General features: G+C 41.2%; 18 protein-coding genes. 11 read left to right on the forward strand and 7 right to left on the reverse strand.

Annotated features, from left to right (window positions below):
* Window positions 1-36 precede the first annotated feature (36 nt).
* Window positions 37-1,368, reverse strand: a complete 1,332-nt coding sequence (locus SJPD1_RS13825; RefSeq protein WP_087439691.1) for an acetyl-CoA carboxylase biotin carboxylase subunit — start codon at window positions 1,366-1,368, stop codon at window positions 37-39.
* Window positions 1,368-1,829 carry an acetyl-CoA carboxylase biotin carboxyl carrier protein gene (gene accB / locus SJPD1_RS13830; RefSeq protein ID WP_096047665.1) on the reverse strand — a complete coding sequence of 154 codons (462 nt, stop codon included), beginning with the start codon at window positions 1,827-1,829 and terminating at the stop codon, window positions 1,368-1,370. The genes SJPD1_RS13825 and accB overlap by 1 nt, the downstream gene beginning before the upstream one ends.
* 91 nt (window positions 1,830-1,920) lie before the next feature.
* On the opposite strand from accB, the gene dcd reads away from it, so the two are divergent.
* Genes dcd through SJPD1_RS13845 form a run of 3 tightly spaced genes read left to right on the forward strand, consistent with a single transcriptional unit; the run spans window position 1,921 to window position 3,593 of the window.
* Window positions 1,921-2,481 (forward strand): dCTP deaminase, encoded by a 561-nt coding sequence (dcd, locus tag SJPD1_RS13835; protein ID WP_096047666.1) that lies wholly within the window; start codon window positions 1,921-1,923, stop codon window positions 2,479-2,481.
* A 6-nt stretch (window positions 2,482-2,487) separates the two neighbouring features.
* Window positions 2,488-3,126 (forward strand): GNAT family N-acetyltransferase, encoded by a 639-nt coding sequence (locus SJPD1_RS13840; RefSeq protein WP_096047667.1) that lies wholly within the window; start codon window positions 2,488-2,490, stop codon window positions 3,124-3,126.
* Between the two features lie 11 nt (window positions 3,127-3,137).
* Window positions 3,138-3,593, forward strand: a complete 456-nt coding sequence (locus tag SJPD1_RS13845) for an SAM-dependent methyltransferase (protein ID WP_096047668.1) — start codon at window positions 3,138-3,140, stop codon at window positions 3,591-3,593.
* Window positions 3,594-3,611: 18 nt separating this feature from the next.
* On the opposite strand, the gene SJPD1_RS13850 is transcribed toward SJPD1_RS13845, so the two are convergent.
* The 5 genes from SJPD1_RS13850 to SJPD1_RS13870 all read right to left on the reverse strand — a co-directional run bounded on the left by SJPD1_RS13850 (window position 3,612) and on the right by SJPD1_RS13870 (window position 7,782).
* Window positions 3,612-4,382, reverse strand: a complete 771-nt coding sequence (locus tag SJPD1_RS13850) for a hypothetical protein (protein ID WP_096047669.1) — start codon at window positions 4,380-4,382, stop codon at window positions 3,612-3,614.
* Window positions 4,383-4,473: 91 nt separating this feature from the next.
* Entirely contained in the window at window positions 4,474-5,646 is a 1,173-nt protein-coding gene (locus SJPD1_RS13855) for a class I SAM-dependent rRNA methyltransferase (RefSeq protein ID WP_096047670.1), read from the reverse strand.
* Window positions 5,639-6,421, reverse strand: a complete 783-nt coding sequence (locus tag SJPD1_RS13860; protein ID WP_096047671.1) for an alpha/beta hydrolase — start codon at window positions 6,419-6,421, stop codon at window positions 5,639-5,641. The genes SJPD1_RS13855 and SJPD1_RS13860 overlap by 8 nt, the downstream gene beginning before the upstream one ends.
* Complete coding sequence (locus tag SJPD1_RS13865) at window positions 6,418-7,005, reverse strand: class I SAM-dependent methyltransferase (RefSeq protein WP_096047672.1); 588 nt, start codon at window positions 7,003-7,005, stop codon at window positions 6,418-6,420. The genes SJPD1_RS13860 and SJPD1_RS13865 overlap by 4 nt, the downstream gene beginning before the upstream one ends.
* A 27-nt stretch (window positions 7,006-7,032) precedes the next feature.
* Window positions 7,033-7,782 (reverse strand): flagellin, encoded by a 750-nt coding sequence (locus SJPD1_RS13870; protein WP_168171372.1) that lies wholly within the window; start codon window positions 7,780-7,782, stop codon window positions 7,033-7,035.
* 130 nt (window positions 7,783-7,912) lie between these two features.
* Here SJPD1_RS13870 and pseB point away from each other — a divergent pair, with 130 nt between their 5' ends.
* From pseB to pseA, 8 genes are read left to right on the forward strand one after another with little or no spacing between them, the layout of a single operon-like run.
* Window positions 7,913-8,902 carry a UDP-N-acetylglucosamine 4,6-dehydratase (inverting) gene (gene pseB, locus SJPD1_RS13875; RefSeq protein ID WP_096047673.1) on the forward strand — a complete coding sequence of 330 codons (990 nt, stop codon included), beginning with the start codon at window positions 7,913-7,915 and terminating at the stop codon, window positions 8,900-8,902.
* Window positions 8,899-10,020: a UDP-4-amino-4,6-dideoxy-N-acetyl-beta-L-altrosamine transaminase gene (gene pseC, locus SJPD1_RS13880; RefSeq protein ID WP_096047674.1), complete on the forward strand. Its 1,122-nt coding sequence runs from the start codon at window positions 8,899-8,901 to the stop codon at window positions 10,018-10,020. Before pseB ends, pseC begins: the two co-directional genes overlap by 4 nt.
* The gene (pseF, locus tag SJPD1_RS13885) at window positions 10,017-10,727 is read left to right on the forward strand and encodes a pseudaminic acid cytidylyltransferase (protein ID WP_096047675.1); all 711 of its coding nucleotides are present in this window, start codon (window positions 10,017-10,019) and stop codon (window positions 10,725-10,727) included. The genes pseC and pseF overlap by 4 nt, the downstream gene beginning before the upstream one ends.
* Window positions 10,705-11,568 (forward strand): UDP-2,4-diacetamido-2,4,6-trideoxy-beta-L-altropyranose hydrolase, encoded by an 864-nt coding sequence (pseG, locus tag SJPD1_RS13890; protein WP_096047676.1) that lies wholly within the window; start codon window positions 10,705-10,707, stop codon window positions 11,566-11,568. Before pseF ends, pseG begins: the two co-directional genes overlap by 23 nt.
* Window positions 11,531-12,013, forward strand: coding sequence for a UDP-4-amino-4,6-dideoxy-N-acetyl-beta-L-altrosamine N-acetyltransferase (gene pseH / locus SJPD1_RS13895; protein ID WP_096047677.1), 483 nt, complete (start codon window positions 11,531-11,533; stop codon window positions 12,011-12,013). Before pseG ends, pseH begins: the two co-directional genes overlap by 38 nt.
* On the forward strand, window positions 12,000-13,061 hold the full coding sequence (gene pseI, locus SJPD1_RS13900; RefSeq protein WP_096047678.1) for a pseudaminic acid synthase: 1,062 nt from the start codon (window positions 12,000-12,002) through the stop codon (window positions 13,059-13,061). The genes pseH and pseI overlap by 14 nt, the downstream gene beginning before the upstream one ends.
* Window positions 13,045-14,001, forward strand: a complete 957-nt coding sequence (locus SJPD1_RS13905) for a class I SAM-dependent methyltransferase (protein WP_096047679.1) — start codon at window positions 13,045-13,047, stop codon at window positions 13,999-14,001. Before pseI ends, SJPD1_RS13905 begins: the two co-directional genes overlap by 17 nt.
* Window positions 13,998-15,134, forward strand: a complete 1,137-nt coding sequence (gene pseA, locus SJPD1_RS13910; RefSeq protein WP_096047680.1) for a pseudaminic acid biosynthesis protein PseA — start codon at window positions 13,998-14,000, stop codon at window positions 15,132-15,134. The genes SJPD1_RS13905 and pseA overlap by 4 nt, the downstream gene beginning before the upstream one ends.
* The last annotated feature ends 16 nt before the right edge of the window (window positions 15,135-15,150 follow it).

Genomic DNA, 15,150 nt, shown 5'->3' on the forward strand with positions numbered 1-15,150 from the left:
CGTTAAAGGTCGTCAAAATGGCGACCTTAAAATTATTTAGTAGCGTGAAAGATAGTTTGTATCAAATCTATTTTCGATAAAATCTTCATTGTCCATCATATTTAAATGAAAATCTCTTACCGTTTTAATACCCTCTATTTGTAACTCATTCAAAGCTTCTCTCATTTTTTTAATGGCGCGGTCACGTGTTTCACCCCATACCACCAACTTTCCAATCATAGAGTCATAATTGGGGGGAACAATATAACCTTGATACGCATGAGAATCCATACGAACATTGCGACCTCCTGGAATGATGTACTTTGTAATCTTACCAGGACTTGGAATAAATTTGACAGGATCTTCTGCCGTAATACGACACTCAATCGAATGCCCACGGAAAGTGAGTGCACTTTGATCAAAAAGTTTTTCACCTTCAGCCACACGAATCATCCACTCAATAATGTCGATACCGCTGACCATCTCACTGACACAATGCTCGACTTGAAGTCTGGTGTTCATTTCCATAAAATAGAAATTTTTATCGGCATCCAAAAGAAACTCAAACGTACCTGCATTTTCATATCCGATATATTTCGTTGCTTTAACGGCTACTTCATGAAGTCGTGCTCTTGTTTTGGCATCGAGTGCAATGGCTGGAGACTCTTCAATCAGTTTTTGATGACGACGTTGCATCGAACAATCACGCTCACCAATATGGACAACATTGCCAAACGAATCACCAATCACTTGTACTTCGATATGACGTGGGTTTTTAATGTATTTTTCCATGTAAAGTGTACCATCGCCAAACGCACTGAGCGCTTCGCTCTCTGCGGCAAGGAATGATTTTTCCAAATCTTCCATCTTTTCAACCACACGCATACCACGTCCACCGCCGCCTGCACTCGCTTTGACGATAACGGGAAGTCCGATTTGTTCAGCCAATTTTTTGGCTTCTTCAACACTCTCAAGCACGCCTTCGCTTCCAAGAATAACCGGTACACCCGCTTTTTTCATGACATCTTTGGCTTTCGATTTATCGCTCATTAAAACCATGGAATCAACAGAAGGTCCAATAAATTTGATGTTGTGGTGTTGGCACACTTCAACAAAGGTTTGGTTTTCGCTGAGGAAACCATACCCTGGGAAAATGGCATCACAGCCACTGATCTCAGCGGCACTGATGATTGCAGGAATGCTTAAATAACTCTCAGATGATTTTGCACCACCAATACAAATACTTGCATCGGCATATTGAAGATAGAGCGCATCTTTATCCGCAGTGGAATAAACCGCAATCGCTTGTTTTCCCATCTCTTTGATGGTGCGTATTGCGCGAAGGGCGATCTCACCACGATTGGCAACAAGAATTTTCTCAATCTTCATTACACTTTCTCCACCGCAAAGATTGGCATATCGTATTCTACAGGTTGACCATCTTCGACAAGAATATCTAAGACTTTACAGTCAAACTCTGCTTCGATTTCATTCATAATTTTCATTGCTTCGATAATACCGATAGGTTGACCTTTACGGATCACGTCGCCTACTTTTGCAAACGGAGCCGCACCAGGAGCGGGAGATCGATAGAAAGTTCCTACCATAGGTGATTTCATACTTAAACCTGCAGGCGCTGCATTCACACTCGCCTCGCCTCCAACTTGAGCAACAGGAGCTGCTACAGGAGCAACACTTGGGGCTTGCACAACTGGGGCTGCTGCATACGTAACAGGACCATCAAAACCTTTTTGCAGTTCAATGCTAAAATCACCCTCTTTGATTTTGAGTTTTGTAATATCACTTTTATCAAAAATACGTATTAACTCTCTAATTTCATTTTTATCCATTCGGTTTCTCCTAAATATTTGCCATTTTTGGGCATAACATAAAATGTGTTATAATACCATACTAAATATATACGATCACTTAAGGGAAGTTATGGGTTTAAAAGCAGACAGTTGGATACGAGAAAAATCGCTCAAAGAGCGTATGATAGAGCCTTTTTGCGACGGTCAAGTCGGTAAAGATGTCGTCAGTTATGGTGTAAGCAGTTATGGGTATGACATCCGCGTGGGACGTGAATTTAAGATTTTTACCAATGTCAATTCCACCGTGGTTGACCCAAAAGAATTTGACGATAAAAATGTCATTGATTTTCTAGGTGACATCTGCATCGTTCCACCTAACTCTTTTGCATTGGCACGCACCGTTGAATACTTTCGCATCCCTAAAAATGTCCTTGCCATTTGTTTAGGAAAAAGTACGTATGCACGTTGTGGCATCATCGTCAACGTCACCCCGTTTGAGCCAGAATTTGAAGGTCACATTACGATTGAAATTTCCAATACAACACCCCTTCCAGCCAAAATTTATGCCAATGAAGGCATCGCGCAAGTGCTCTTTTTAGAGGGTGATACGCCATGTGAAACCACCTACAAAGACAAACACGGTAAATACCAAGGGCAAACAGGTATTACCTTACCACGTATTTTAAAATAAGCAATTATGGCTTTACATGTAAAGGCGCTAGAGCAAAACAATACACATGAGTTTGATGGCTTTTATGCCATCTACTCTACTGCCTTTCCCCTTTCAGAACAAAAATCCCGTGACGCACTTTTAGCGATGCAACATGCCTCTTTTTACACCATTTATCTCGCTTATAATGACGAAAAAATTGTAGGATTTTGCATTATGTATCATCCGCAAGATGATGATTTTTTCTTGCTGGAATACATGGCGGTCGATGAGAGCCTCCGTGGCATTGGGCTGGGTTCAACGCTTTTAAAAAATAGCATTGAACAGCTTTTTAAAATGCATGGTATACGTGCACTTTTGATCGAAATAGACTCGCCTGAAAAAAGCTCAAGAGATCATGAAATTCGTGAAAAGAGAGAACAGTTTTACCGCCGTTTGGGAGCTTTAAAAATTGACCCCTTTGATTATATTTTACCACTACCAAGCACTGAAGAAGCCCCACCTATGGAACTTTTAGTCTATCATCCCCGTATGCGCGAAGTTTCCAAAGAGACACTGCACACATGGCTAGAAAAACTCTATGTCAATGTCTATGGATGCGCCAAAACAGACTCCCGCATTGCTCAAATGCTTGAGCTTGTACCACCGATGTTAAACCTCATTTAAAAGGATTGTTGATGGAAATTTTTTTAAGCGATGAATATGAAACTCTCTGGACTGCCATTAGTGCTATCATGAGTATTTTAGCTACGATGATGGCTATCTTTGCATTGTTGTATTCGATACGGATGTACCGTAAAACGATGCAAAGTGTCCACTACGGTGAGATTGATAAAATGTACTTTGAAATTCTCAAAGAAGCCCTCAATAAACCTTTTCTGCTCCGAAAAGACCATGAACGCTCCCTTGATGAAGAGATGCAATACAACACCTATGCCTTCATTGTCTGGAACTTTTTAGAGTCCATTTACGATCGTTGTATGCTCGATCACGATCTACAAAAAACATGGTTTCCCATCATCGAAGCCGAACGTAAAACCCACCTTCCATGGATACAAGAAGATGAAAACAGAGCCAAATTCAAAGTTGAATTTTTGAAGTTTATTGATGAGGGGAAGTTTGAGGTAGCGTAGATGCTAACTGTAACTTTTTCAATTTTCAATAAAATCTGGTTTTGGGATATCAGGCATATTTTCATACGCTTTTAAAATGGTCTCTAAAGGAGTCAAGGTGCGATTGTCATGCCAATAGACATTTTTAAGCCACATCGCCGCACGAATGTTTTGTCCTACGCCCAGCCAATTGTTATCCAAATGGGTTTGGAGCATCTTGCGCCCTGCTTGAAATAGTTTTTCAGGATCAAATTGCGGTTTAATATGATTAAGACAGAAAGCATATGCCCATTTTCTTGGAGCCATAGAACCTCCAAACGAAACTTTAGAGACGCCGTAGTATTTTTCATACTCCATCACACCTGCTTCATACTGCTCTGCGTGAATACAATAACTCAAATAAGCATCCAATCCATCCGTTTTAATTTTTTTCCCATAAGCAGGCTCCATAACTGATAAAAGAAAGTGTCTTGCTTTATCCCATATTTCTATCGCAGGATCAGAATTTTGAAGCCACAGTGCTAATGCTTTCGCTTCATGTAAAGTAGCCCTATGATAATCTGGGTCAGGATGGTCGCTCCATTCATCTTGTTCTATTGCAATATTGAGCCATTCAAGAGAACGGGCAATAACGGGCTGTATCTCTTTAGAAAGTCCATAAAGATAGCATTCAATAATGCTCCTAATATGGCTTGCAGCCATATTTCCCATAGGATCTCCAGGTTCATATTGTCTTGCTAAAAGCCATTTTAATAAAGAAGCATCATTTTTTAGCCACGATTCTCTTCCTCTAATTGGATTAAATCTCATTGGTTATTCTCCACATATTTTTCCGTTACAAATTTTTGTTGTAACACTATTTTACATGTAAAAAGTAGTTCCCATATTTATTGCGTACGACTTATTTCTCAACTCTCAACAACAATCCATTCAAATAAAACGATGCAGCGGCATTAATTAGGCATGGGTGGTCGCTGTCTTGTTGCATTTGTTCTAACAAAATGTATTGCACTTTAAGATCGTGGGAGACTTCCATGGCGATATCTAACAGTTCTTTTTTGCCGACGTGAAAGGAGCAGGAGAAGAGCGCGATTGAACCTCCGTCTTTGACGGCTTTGGTAGACTCCATCAAGAGGTGTTTAAAGCCTCGTTTAGCGCCATTGGCTTGCTCTTTGGCTTTGGCAAAAGAGGGGGGATCGAGTACAATGAGATCAAAACTGTTTTTGTATTTTTTCTCTTTCATAAAGGTAAACGCATCGGCGGCATACGCTTCGTATGTTTCCATTTTATTGGCTTCGAGGTTGGCTTTGGTTTGTGCTATGGCGGATTCGGAGATGTCTACAAAAACGGCATTTTTAGCGCCCTTTGAGAGTGCATGGATGCCAAAACCACCGGCATTACAGCAAAGATCAAGCACGATGTCGTTCTCTTTGATGTAACTCGCACAAATAGCTCTATTTTTACGCTGGTCGAGGTAAAAGCCTGTTTTTTGGGCATCTTCAATATCCACTAAAAAGGTCAAACCATTCTCTTGGAGTTCAAACTCTTTGGAAGGTGTGCCAAAAAGTGTGCCGTTTTTACTCTCTAACCCTTCGATTTCACGGGAGTGTTCATCGGATTTTTCAACGATCCATAAAGGGTTCACGAGCTGTTTCAGCGTACTTAAAATGAGTTCACGAAAGGTTTCCATACCCGCTGTATTGATCTGAATGGAGAGCGTATCGCCATACTTGTCCACAATAAGCCCTGGTAAGAAATCTGCTTCGGAGTGAATGAGACGCACGGCATTGGTTTGAGACAGAAGTGCCTCACGCTTTGCGATGGCTCTTTTGATGCGGTTATGGAAAAACTTTTTACCAATCTCCTCTTTGCCAAAGCTCAGAATGCGCGCGAAAATCGCGCATTTTGGATTGACATAGGCGGTTCCTAAAAAACCATCTTTTTTGGAAAAGAGCGCGACGACTTCACCGCTTTGAAACTCCTCTAAGCTAGAGTCAATTTCGTTAGCATAAACCCATGGGGTAAAGCGTCTTATTTTGGGAACAACGGAGTGTTTGATATAGACTTTATTCAATGATTTTTCCTAATATAGTTTGTAGCTCTTTTGTAAAGGCAGGGTGTTCAAAAACGTTATTATGTGTTGTATGGCTCAAGATTACATGTAAAGGACGACTCGGCATCACCTCTAAGAGTTTTTCAAGATGGTAATGAGGAATAACGGTGTCATTTTCAACTTCCATCACCGCTATTTTTGACTTGACTAAAGGAAGGTACTCAATGGTTTCAAACTTGTTTTTAAGCATCAGATCAATCGGAAAGAAAGGGTACTTAATTTTGGCGATAGAGAGGATTGAATCGTAAGGACTAATAAGCACCAAACCATCTACTACCCTTTGCGAAGCAAGATAGGTCGCAACTCCCGTTCCTAAGCTTCGCCCAATCAATACCACTTTACGTCCTTTTGCGTACGTATCGTAAATCTTGAGCGCATCTTCAAACAAGGCTTGCTCACTTGGCATTCCTGTACTTTCGCCATAGCCTCGATAGTTAAAAGCAATGATGTCGTAGCCTTGAATATCCTTTACATGTAAAAGAAATTGGGTAGCGTCATCCGCATTACCCCCAAAGTAAAGAATGACTCCCGCATCGCTTTGTGCATCATGTCGCAATACCCCTTCTAAATCAACGCCCTCTTTGACATGTAAAGAGAGGGGCTCAATCGTTTCACCACTCACTTTGGCTTGCTTTACAATCGCCTTAATATTGAACACTTGCGCATCTTGGGTAAAATAGAGATACCCCATCGCTACCAAATAGAGCCCAATAATCCCAAGTAAGAGTTTTTTCATACATCTTCCTTTTTCAAAAATACGGTGAAATCACCTTCCATATAGTCCTCATACATTTCAACATCGTAAGCAAACTCACTCGTATATGCTTCAATTTCATGAGGTAAAAAATAGTTAAAATGCCCCTCTTTCTCTTCACCCTTGAGCAGATTAAACACAAAACCTTTCTTAGAGGCTTCATAACAACGGCGAATAAACAAAAACGTCTCAAAACGGTTTAAAATATTCATCGAGCCACTGGCAATATAAAAGTCCGCCAATTCAAGCTCGTCATTTAAAATATCTTTACGGGCAAAATGCTGTTTAGTCCGTTTGTGTGCCACAAAAATGGCCTCTTGGAGCGTATCATACCCAATATATTTACGAGGTAAAGAACCTTTTTGCTGTAAAAAAAGATAGAGATCGCCAAACCCGCATCCTGCATCCACAATCTTGCTTGAAGGCAAGTGTGGTTCTAAAAGCGCATGAATCACTTCAAAACGTATATGCTGCGACTGTTTTGAATTCCAATTCAACCCTCTGGCCGTGCAACCATACCGTTTGATAGCATTTTCATAAAAAGTTTGATTATTGATACGTGGCATGAAGGAAGGCTAAAAAAAGAGCGGCACTTAAACCAAAAGTGCCGAAATATTTTGTTGCATCATATTGTTTTGATGAATTTGAGTTAAAACAGAACTGGTCAGTTTGATCTGATCGCTGTTGATTGCTGCAATCTTTTGATCGAGGGGAGTTTCAGACATCTGAGAATTGGCACTGCTTAAATTTGTCATTGTCGTCAAGGAACTGTTGATACTGCTGCTAGCGCTGTTGATCTGAGAACTGATGGTAGACGAAAGAGCGCTCATATTGTCTCTAAAACTTGCAATGCCCGCTTGATCACTAATTTTAAGATCACTTAAGCCTGAAACATTGAGTCCATAATTACTACTGAGAAGATTTTGACCATTGTAGGTTGTTTGGTTTGCAATATCCTGCATGGCGGTACTAATATCTGTAAACTCTTTTTGCAAGCTTGTTTTTTGCTCAGTTCCAAGGGTGGCGTTATTGTAACGCACGGAGAGGTCATTTAATTTATCGGTTCCTGCTTGAATTGCCTGAACAGAAGCGTCAGCAATTTGGTACATACTAACCGTTTCATTTGAATTTTGCACCCCTTGACTTAAGGCTGCTATCTGAGATGCGAGTGAATCTGAGATAACCAAAGTAGCGCCATCGGTACCATTAACCTCTTTGGTCGCATTGATTTTTTCTAACATAATATCAGTTTGAGATTTATTTTGAGTGATTAAGTTGAGTACTTGCGTATTGGAACTACTGGAAACGTTCATCAGATGCTCCTCATTTAAAGATACATTCATTATACTACTCCTATTATACGAATGTCAAATTCAAAAACGGTACTGAAATTGCTTTTGAGAAGTAAAGCATGCCCCAGTAGCGAGCATCGTCAATTTATGATATCAACGACTTCAATCAAAAAGGGTTATCGTGTTTAATGGCAAAAATATTCTTATCACGGGCGGAACAGGCAGTTTTGGCAAAAAATATACCGAAATTCTTTTAAAAAATTACAAACCCAATAAAATCATCATTTATTCTCGCGATGAACTGAAACAGTATGAGATGGCACAGCAATTCACTGACCCTTGTATGCGCTTTTTCATTGGCGATGTTCGCGATGTTGACCGTCTTCAAAATGCAATGTATGGCGTTGACTATGTTATTCATGCTGCGGCACTCAAGCATGTTCCCATCGCCGAGTACAACCCAATGGAGTGCATTAAAACGAATATTAATGGTGCAGGAAATGTCATTGATGCAGCTCTTGAATGCGGTGTGACCAAAGTCATCGCCCTCTCAACCGATAAAGCTGCCAATCCTATCAATCTTTACGGCGCCACCAAACTAGCCAGCGATAAACTCTTTGTCGCTGCCAATAACATCAGAGGTGCGCGTAGAACGCAGTTTTCGGTTGTTCGTTATGGCAATGTTGTAGGCTCTCGTGGCTCAGTTGTCCCCTTCTTCAAAAAACTGATTGCGGAGGGAGCAAAAGAGCTTCCGATTACCGAAGCGGAGATGACGCGCTTTTGGATTACCTTGGAACAAGGAGTCAACTTTGTGCTTAAAAACTTTGAGCGCATGAAAGGTGGCGAGATTTTTATTCCTAAAATCGCTTCGATGAAGATGGTCGATTTAGCGAAAAGTATGGCACCCCATTTGGGTGTCAAAATCATCGGTATTCGCCCCGGCGAAAAGATGCACGAAGTGATGGTTCCCAAAGATGACAGCCACTTAACGCTAGAATTTCACGACCATTATGTCATCCAGCCAAGCATTCTTTTTACCCAACGTAACGACTTTACATGTAACGCCATTGGAGAGAGTGGAACTCCCGTAAAATACGGCTTTGAATACAGTTCTGAGACCAACACACAATGGCTTGATGCCAAAGGCTTAATGGAGATGATAAACGCATGATTCCCTATAGTAGACAAAGCATTGACCAAAGCGACATCGATGCCGTTGTAGAGACGCTTAAGGGCGATTTTCTCACGGGTGGAAAAAAAGTCGGCGACTTTGAAGAAGCACTCGCCAACTATTTAGGCATTAAACATGTGTGCGTCATGAACTCTGCCACTTCGGCTCTGCATGTCGCCTATCAGATTATCGGGCTTCAAAAGGGTGATGAAGTCATCACCACACCGCTCACCTTTGCCGCAACCTCTAACACTGCCATCCAATGCGGGGCAACTCCTGTATTTTGCGACATTCGTTATGATGGCAATATTGACGAACGCAAACTAGAGGTGTTAATCACTCCTCGAACCAAAGCAATAGCGCCTGTGGATTTTGGCGGAAATCCACTGCCTATTGACGCTATTAAAGCACTGTGTGACAAGCATAAACTCTATTTAATCGAAGATGCGAGCCACGCACTCGGAAGCCAAATCAATGGCAAAAAAGTGGGTACAACCGCCGATATGACCATCTTTAGTTTTCACGCCATCAAGCCCATCACCACTTTTGAAGGTGGAGCGATTGCCACGAACAATACCGCTTTTTATGAACAAGCCAAACTGTTACGCTCGCATGGCATTGTCAAAAAAGAGCTCTGGAATTCGGACATGGTGATGCTGGGTGAGAACTACCGCCTCAGTGATGTTGCCTGCGCTTTAGGACTTTCGCAACTTGGACGCTTGGAAAATTTTCTTGATAAACGCAATGAGATCGCACATTACTATGATGAACGCTTTGCCAACAATCCCTACTTCACCACGATTGTGATTGATCAAACCAAACGAAGTACCTACCATCTCTACCCTATTTTGCTCGATCGCTCGCTTTGGTGTTCCAAAGAGGAGATTTTTCAAGCATTACATGTAAAGGGTCTTGGGGTGCAAGTTCATTACAAACCCGTGTACCAATTTAGCTACTACAAAAAGCTTTTTGGTGAACAACGGTTGGAGACAACGGAAGATTTTTACAAAGCGGAACTTTCCATTCCCTGCCATCAAGGCATGAGCATGGAAGATGCACGTATGGTTGCAGACACCCTGCTTGAGACACTCTCTTCCATCAAAGGATGTAAACGATGAGACTGGCTATTATTCCTGCACGAGGAGGAAGCAAACGCATTCCTCGTAAAAACATTAAAGAATTTTGTGGCAAACCCATGATCGCTTACAGCATTGAAGCCGCCCAAAAAAGTGGCTGTTTTGACAAAATTATTGTGAGCACCGATGATGAAGAGATTGCCGCATTGGCACGCACATTAGGGGCTGAAGTTCCTTTTATGCGCCCCAAAGAGCTCAGTGATGACCACACGGCAACCATTCCTGTCATCGCCCATGCGATACGAGAAACATGCCATAAAGAGTTATCACAATTAGATGCCATCTGTTGTATTTATGCGACGGCTCCTTTTGTGCAAGCGATGTTTATTAAAGAGGCATACGAAAAACTTAAACGCACCAAAGCGTCATATGCCTTTAGCGCAACCAGTTTTCCTTTCCCCATTCAGCGTGCCATTCGCCTCACGAAAGAAGATCGTGTCGAGATGTTTTCACCGGAACACTTTAATACCAGAAGCCAAGATTTGGAAGAGGCGTACCACGATGCGGGACAATTTTACTGGGGAACACCCGAAGCTTGGTTGGAAGGCAAAATCATCTTTGCACCTCACTCTACCGCCGTTCTTTTACCTCGACATTTGGTGCAAGACATCGACACACCCGAAGATTGGATGAGGGCTGAGTTTATGTTTAAAGCACTTGGACTGCATGAAAACACTCATACGAGCTGATAGTTCAAGCACCATCGGGCTTGGGCATATCATGCGTGATTTGGTGCTTGCCAAAAGTTTTGAGGGTGAAGTTATTTTTGCGTGCCAAAACTTGGAAGGCAACATCATCGCCTCCATTCCTTACGATGTTAAAATTTTAAAATCAAACCGTGTAGAAGAACTCATCGCCCTCATCAAATCTTTACATGTAAAACACTTAGTGATCGATCATTACGGTATTGACGCGCAGTTTGAGCACACCGTAAAAGAAGCTACGGGGGTGAAAATCCTCAGCCTAGATGACACCTACCAAGCGCATGCGTGCGATATTTTGCTCAACCACAACCTTTGCGCGGATGCCTCACGGTACAAAAACCTCGTTCCCAAAAACTGCGAACTGCGTTGCGGAAGCCTTTACACGCTCATTCGCGATGAGTTTCGAGATGAAAAAAAACAGACACGTGAAAAAATTTACGACATCCTCATTGCTATGGGCGGAACGGACGCCTCGAACATCACGCTTTCCATTTTAAAAACCCTTTCCCACTCTTTACATGTAAGCGTTTTAACAACCACGGCAAATGCTCATCTGGGCGAGCTTCAAAACTATGTCCAAGATCACCCCAACATCGCTTTACATGTAAACTCCAACGAAGTTGCCAAACTGCTTCATCAAAGCCGCCTTGCCATCGTAACACCGAGTGTCATGGTGCATGAAGTGCTTTTTATGGAAGTGCCCTTCATTGCGATTAAAGTAGCGAGCAACCAAGACGATATGTTTGCATATCTTCAAGCACAAGGCTACCCTGTTTTAAAGGAGTGGGATGCGTCTTTATTTATGCAACTTTACAACGCTCAGTGAGCCTCAAAAACAGATGATTTTAGCGTGGCGAAATCACGAAAATGTCAAAGCGTACATGTACAATACGAATGACATCAGCGAAGCAGAACATTTTGCTTTTATCGAGTCTTTGGAAACACGTACAGATAGACGTTACTTTTTAGTACAACATGAGGGTGTTGATATAGGCGTTATCGACTTTAATGACATTTCAGCCACTTCTGCGACACTCGGACTCTACGCAAACCCAAAGCTCGATCAAAAAGGGATTGGTTCGCTTTTGATGCAAAGCATTGTAGAGTATGCATTTAAGAGATTAAAGGTGCAAATACTCAAAGCGGAAGTTTTTGAGGAGAATGCTAAGGCAAAAGCGTTGTATGAAAAATTTGGATTTTGCGAAAAAGGGCGTAAAATGGTCAATGAAAAAGAGGTTATTTGCATGGAGCTTGCCAATGAACATCAGTAATTTTAACTTAGATGGTACACATACGCTTATCATCGCGGAGCTTTCTGCTAACCATGGCAACGATATAGAGATCGCCAAAAAGACGATACGCGCCGCCAAAAAAGCAGGGGCAGATGCTATCAAACTACAAACGTATACTGCCGATACATTGACGCTCAACTGTGATAAAGAAGACTTTATCGTCAAAGGAGGCACACTTTGGGACAACAAAACCCTTTACGCACTCTACCAAGAAGCGTACACGCCGTGGGAGTGGCATCAAGAGCTTTTTGAAACCGCACAAGAAGAGGGCTTACTCTGCTTTTCGACTCCATTTGACAAAAGCGCGGTGGATTTTTTAGAGACACTGAACCCTCCTGCGTATAAAGTGGCAAGCTTTGAAGTGACCGATTATGAGCTTGTACGCTACATTGCATCCAAACACAAACCCATCATCATCTCCACAGGAATTGCCACCTTACAAGAGATCGAAGATGTGGTTGCACTCTGTCAAAAAGAGGGAAACAACGACATTATTTTATTGCAATGCACCTCCTCTTACCCTGCCCCACTTGAAGGTGCAAACCTTTTAACCATTCCCGATCTTGCCAAACGCTTTGGAGTTATTGCTGGTTTTTCAGACCATACGCTCGGCATCACCGCACCCATTACCGCAGTAGCGCTAGGAGCTAAAGTCATCGAAAAACATTTCATTTTAGACAAAGCCATCGGTGGCGCGGATGCGAGTTTTTCACTTGATTTGGAAGCATTTACACAGATGGCTCAAGCCGTACGTGACACTGAAAAACTGCTAGGAAAACCCACCTACCACACCGATGAAAAAAGCATCAAAGGCAGACAGTTTTCACGCAGTCTTTATGTCGCCAAAGATATTGCCAAAGGCGAAGTCTTAAGTGAAGAAAATATCCGCTCCGTTCGCCCAGGGTATGGTCTTCACCCCAAATATTTAAATGAGATTTTGGGCAAATACTCTACAATAGATTTAGAATTTGGAACTGCTCTTGCTTTTAAACATATAGAAGGAGATTTAGATGGAACAAACCGTTAAAGCGCTACATGAACAAAGAAGTAAACTTTGGGATGCAAGCATCGCAAACCACGCGAAATACATTGATCCAAAAACAGGTCTTTTTGAAACCAAATGGACACAAAATCGTCCTTGTCCTGTCTGTAAAGAAGATAACTGTATCGCTATTTTTGAAAAAGAAGGCGGTGTCTATGTCAAATGCTTGGGATGTGAGATGGTTTATATAAACCCTGTTTTTACAGACAGTGCCCTTACCCATTATTACCAAAGCAATCACTCCGTTCAATCAGAAATTGTAGAAAACAGTGATGAATTTTACGTTAATCTCTATAACCAAGGCTTAGATAGTATTGAAAGAATATCTTCCAAAGGAACTATCTTAGACATTGGATGCTCATCAGGTGTCTTTTTAGATGTTGCCCAAAAAAGATCATGGCAAACACATGGTGTAGAGCTCAATGAAAAAGAGTTTGAATTTGCCCAAAAGAAAGGACATCATGTCCATAATGCATTACTTGAGACACTTGATTTAAAAACTAAATTTGATGCGATTACGCTTTGGGATGTCTTTGAACATATTAAAGATGGTGAGTTTTATCTGAAAATGATGTCAAAATTACTGCAAAAAAACGGTGTGATATTTTTACAAATTCCCAGTTCTGATTCACTTGCTGCTAAAATTTTGCAAGAGAAATGCAATATGTTTGACGGCTTAGAACATGTCAATATTTACGGCGTTAAAACGATTACAAAACTCGCCGAGAAATGTGGACTGGCTGTTCTTGATATACGAACCGTTATTTCAGAAATTGGTGTTATCAACAACTATCTTAGTTATGAAAATCCTTACCTTGGCAATACAACCAATAAAACCACTATCCCCAATCTTATTGATGAAAAAACACTTCATGAAAAACTTTTGGGCTATAAACTCCAAGTTGTTTTAGGAGTTAAAGCATGAGAATTTGTACTAAATGTGTAATGCCCGACACCAAACCTGATTTACATTTTGATGAATTTGGCGTCTGTGATGCCTGTCGCTCGCAAGAGGCTAAAAATCAAAAAATTGATTGGGACAAAAGAGAAAAAGAATTTTTAGACATTGTCCATGTAAACAAAAAAAATGCTGACTATGACTGTGTTATTGGTGTCAGTGGCGGCAAGGATTCAACATTTCAAGTGCTCAAAGTTAAAGAACTTGGGCTTAATCCACTGTGTATCTGTTTTGAACCCACCATTCCAACAGAGATTGGTAGAAAAAATCTTGAAAATCTCAATAATTTAGGGGTTGACCTTATCCATGTAAAGCGCAATCCTATTGTGTATAAGAAATTGGCGCGTGAAGCTATCAAACGCACAGGTGACTGTGAGTGGCAAAACCATTTAGGTATTTTTACCGTTGTTCCTCATTTTGCCGTTAAATTCAACATTCCACTCATTATTTGGGGGGAAAGCCCTCAAATCGAATATGGTGGCCCCGCAAGCAGTAAAACGAGAAATATCTTAGACCGCCAATGGTTAGAAGAATTTGGTGGACTTTTAGGTAATAGAATCTCTGATATGATAGGCGTTGAAGGCATTACTGAACGTGATTTATCACTTTACATGTACCCAAAAGATGAAGATATTCATCGCGTTGGCGTAACGGGACTTTTCTTAGGTTATTATTTCAAATGGGATTTAAGAGAAGTGCTCAAAAAATCGCATGCTAATGGTTTTTCAACAACAATTCGCCCCGTTGAAACGACCTATGAAAATTTTGAAAATTTAGATTGCTACAGTAACCATGTTCATGACTATCTCAAATACGTCAAATACGGCTTTGGACGCGCTACGGACAATGCTTGTTTAGATATACGTCTGGGCTATATCAGCAGAGAAGAAGGCGTGCGTCTTGTGAATAAATACGACGGTATTCCTCCTCGCCTTGCTATCAAAGAATATTTAGACTACACCGGCTTTACACGTGCGGAATTTGATCTCATCGTAGACTCCTTTACCAATAAAAGAATCTTCCAAAGAGATGCCAATGGCAAATTTATCAAAGATATAGACGGTTCATTGGTACGAAAAGAGGAATATCTTGTCCGCTAACATCGTCATTATTGAT

It is taken from the genome of Sulfurospirillum diekertiae (assembly GCF_002309535.1).
Lineage (GTDB): Bacteria > Campylobacterota > Campylobacteria > Campylobacterales > Sulfurospirillaceae > Sulfurospirillum > Sulfurospirillum diekertiae.

Excerpts from the sequence above, each read along its gene's own strand:
- SJPD1_RS13825 (WP_087439691.1), bottom strand. The coding sequence starts at position 1,368 with ATGAAGATTGAGAAAATTCTTGTTGCCAATCGTGGTGAGATCGCCCTT.
- SJPD1_RS13845 (WP_096047668.1), top strand. The coding sequence starts at position 3,138 with ATGGAAATTTTTTTAAGCGATGAATATGAAACTCTCTGGACTGCCATT.
- pseC (WP_096047674.1), top strand. The coding sequence starts at position 8,899 with ATGATTCCCTATAGTAGACAAAGCATTGACCAAAGCGACATCGATGCC.
- SJPD1_RS13870 (WP_168171372.1), bottom strand. The coding sequence starts at position 7,782 with ATGAATGTATCTTTAAATGAGGAGCATCTGATGAACGTTTCCAGTAGT.
- pseH (WP_096047677.1), top strand. The coding sequence starts at position 11,531 with ATGCGTCTTTATTTATGCAACTTTACAACGCTCAGTGAGCCTCAAAAA.
- pseF (WP_096047675.1), top strand. The coding sequence starts at position 10,017 with ATGAGACTGGCTATTATTCCTGCACGAGGAGGAAGCAAACGCATTCCT.
- pseG (WP_096047676.1), top strand. The coding sequence starts at position 10,705 with ATGAAAACACTCATACGAGCTGATAGTTCAAGCACCATCGGGCTTGGG.
- SJPD1_RS13860 (WP_096047671.1), bottom strand. The coding sequence starts at position 6,421 with ATGAAAAAACTCTTACTTGGGATTATTGGGCTCTATTTGGTAGCGATG.
- SJPD1_RS13865 (WP_096047672.1), bottom strand. The coding sequence starts at position 7,005 with ATGCCACGTATCAATAATCAAACTTTTTATGAAAATGCTATCAAACGG.
- accB (WP_096047665.1), bottom strand. The coding sequence starts at position 1,829 with ATGGATAAAAATGAAATTAGAGAGTTAATACGTATTTTTGATAAAAGT.
- dcd (WP_096047666.1), top strand. The coding sequence starts at position 1,921 with ATGGGTTTAAAAGCAGACAGTTGGATACGAGAAAAATCGCTCAAAGAG.
- pseI (WP_096047678.1), top strand. The coding sequence starts at position 12,000 with ATGAACATCAGTAATTTTAACTTAGATGGTACACATACGCTTATCATC.
- pseA (WP_096047680.1), top strand. The coding sequence starts at position 13,998 with ATGAGAATTTGTACTAAATGTGTAATGCCCGACACCAAACCTGATTTA.
- SJPD1_RS13840 (WP_096047667.1), top strand. The coding sequence starts at position 2,488 with ATGGCTTTACATGTAAAGGCGCTAGAGCAAAACAATACACATGAGTTT.
- SJPD1_RS13905 (WP_096047679.1), top strand. The coding sequence starts at position 13,045 with ATGGAACAAACCGTTAAAGCGCTACATGAACAAAGAAGTAAACTTTGG.
- SJPD1_RS13850 (WP_096047669.1), bottom strand. The coding sequence starts at position 4,382 with ATGAGATTTAATCCAATTAGAGGAAGAGAATCGTGGCTAAAAAATGAT.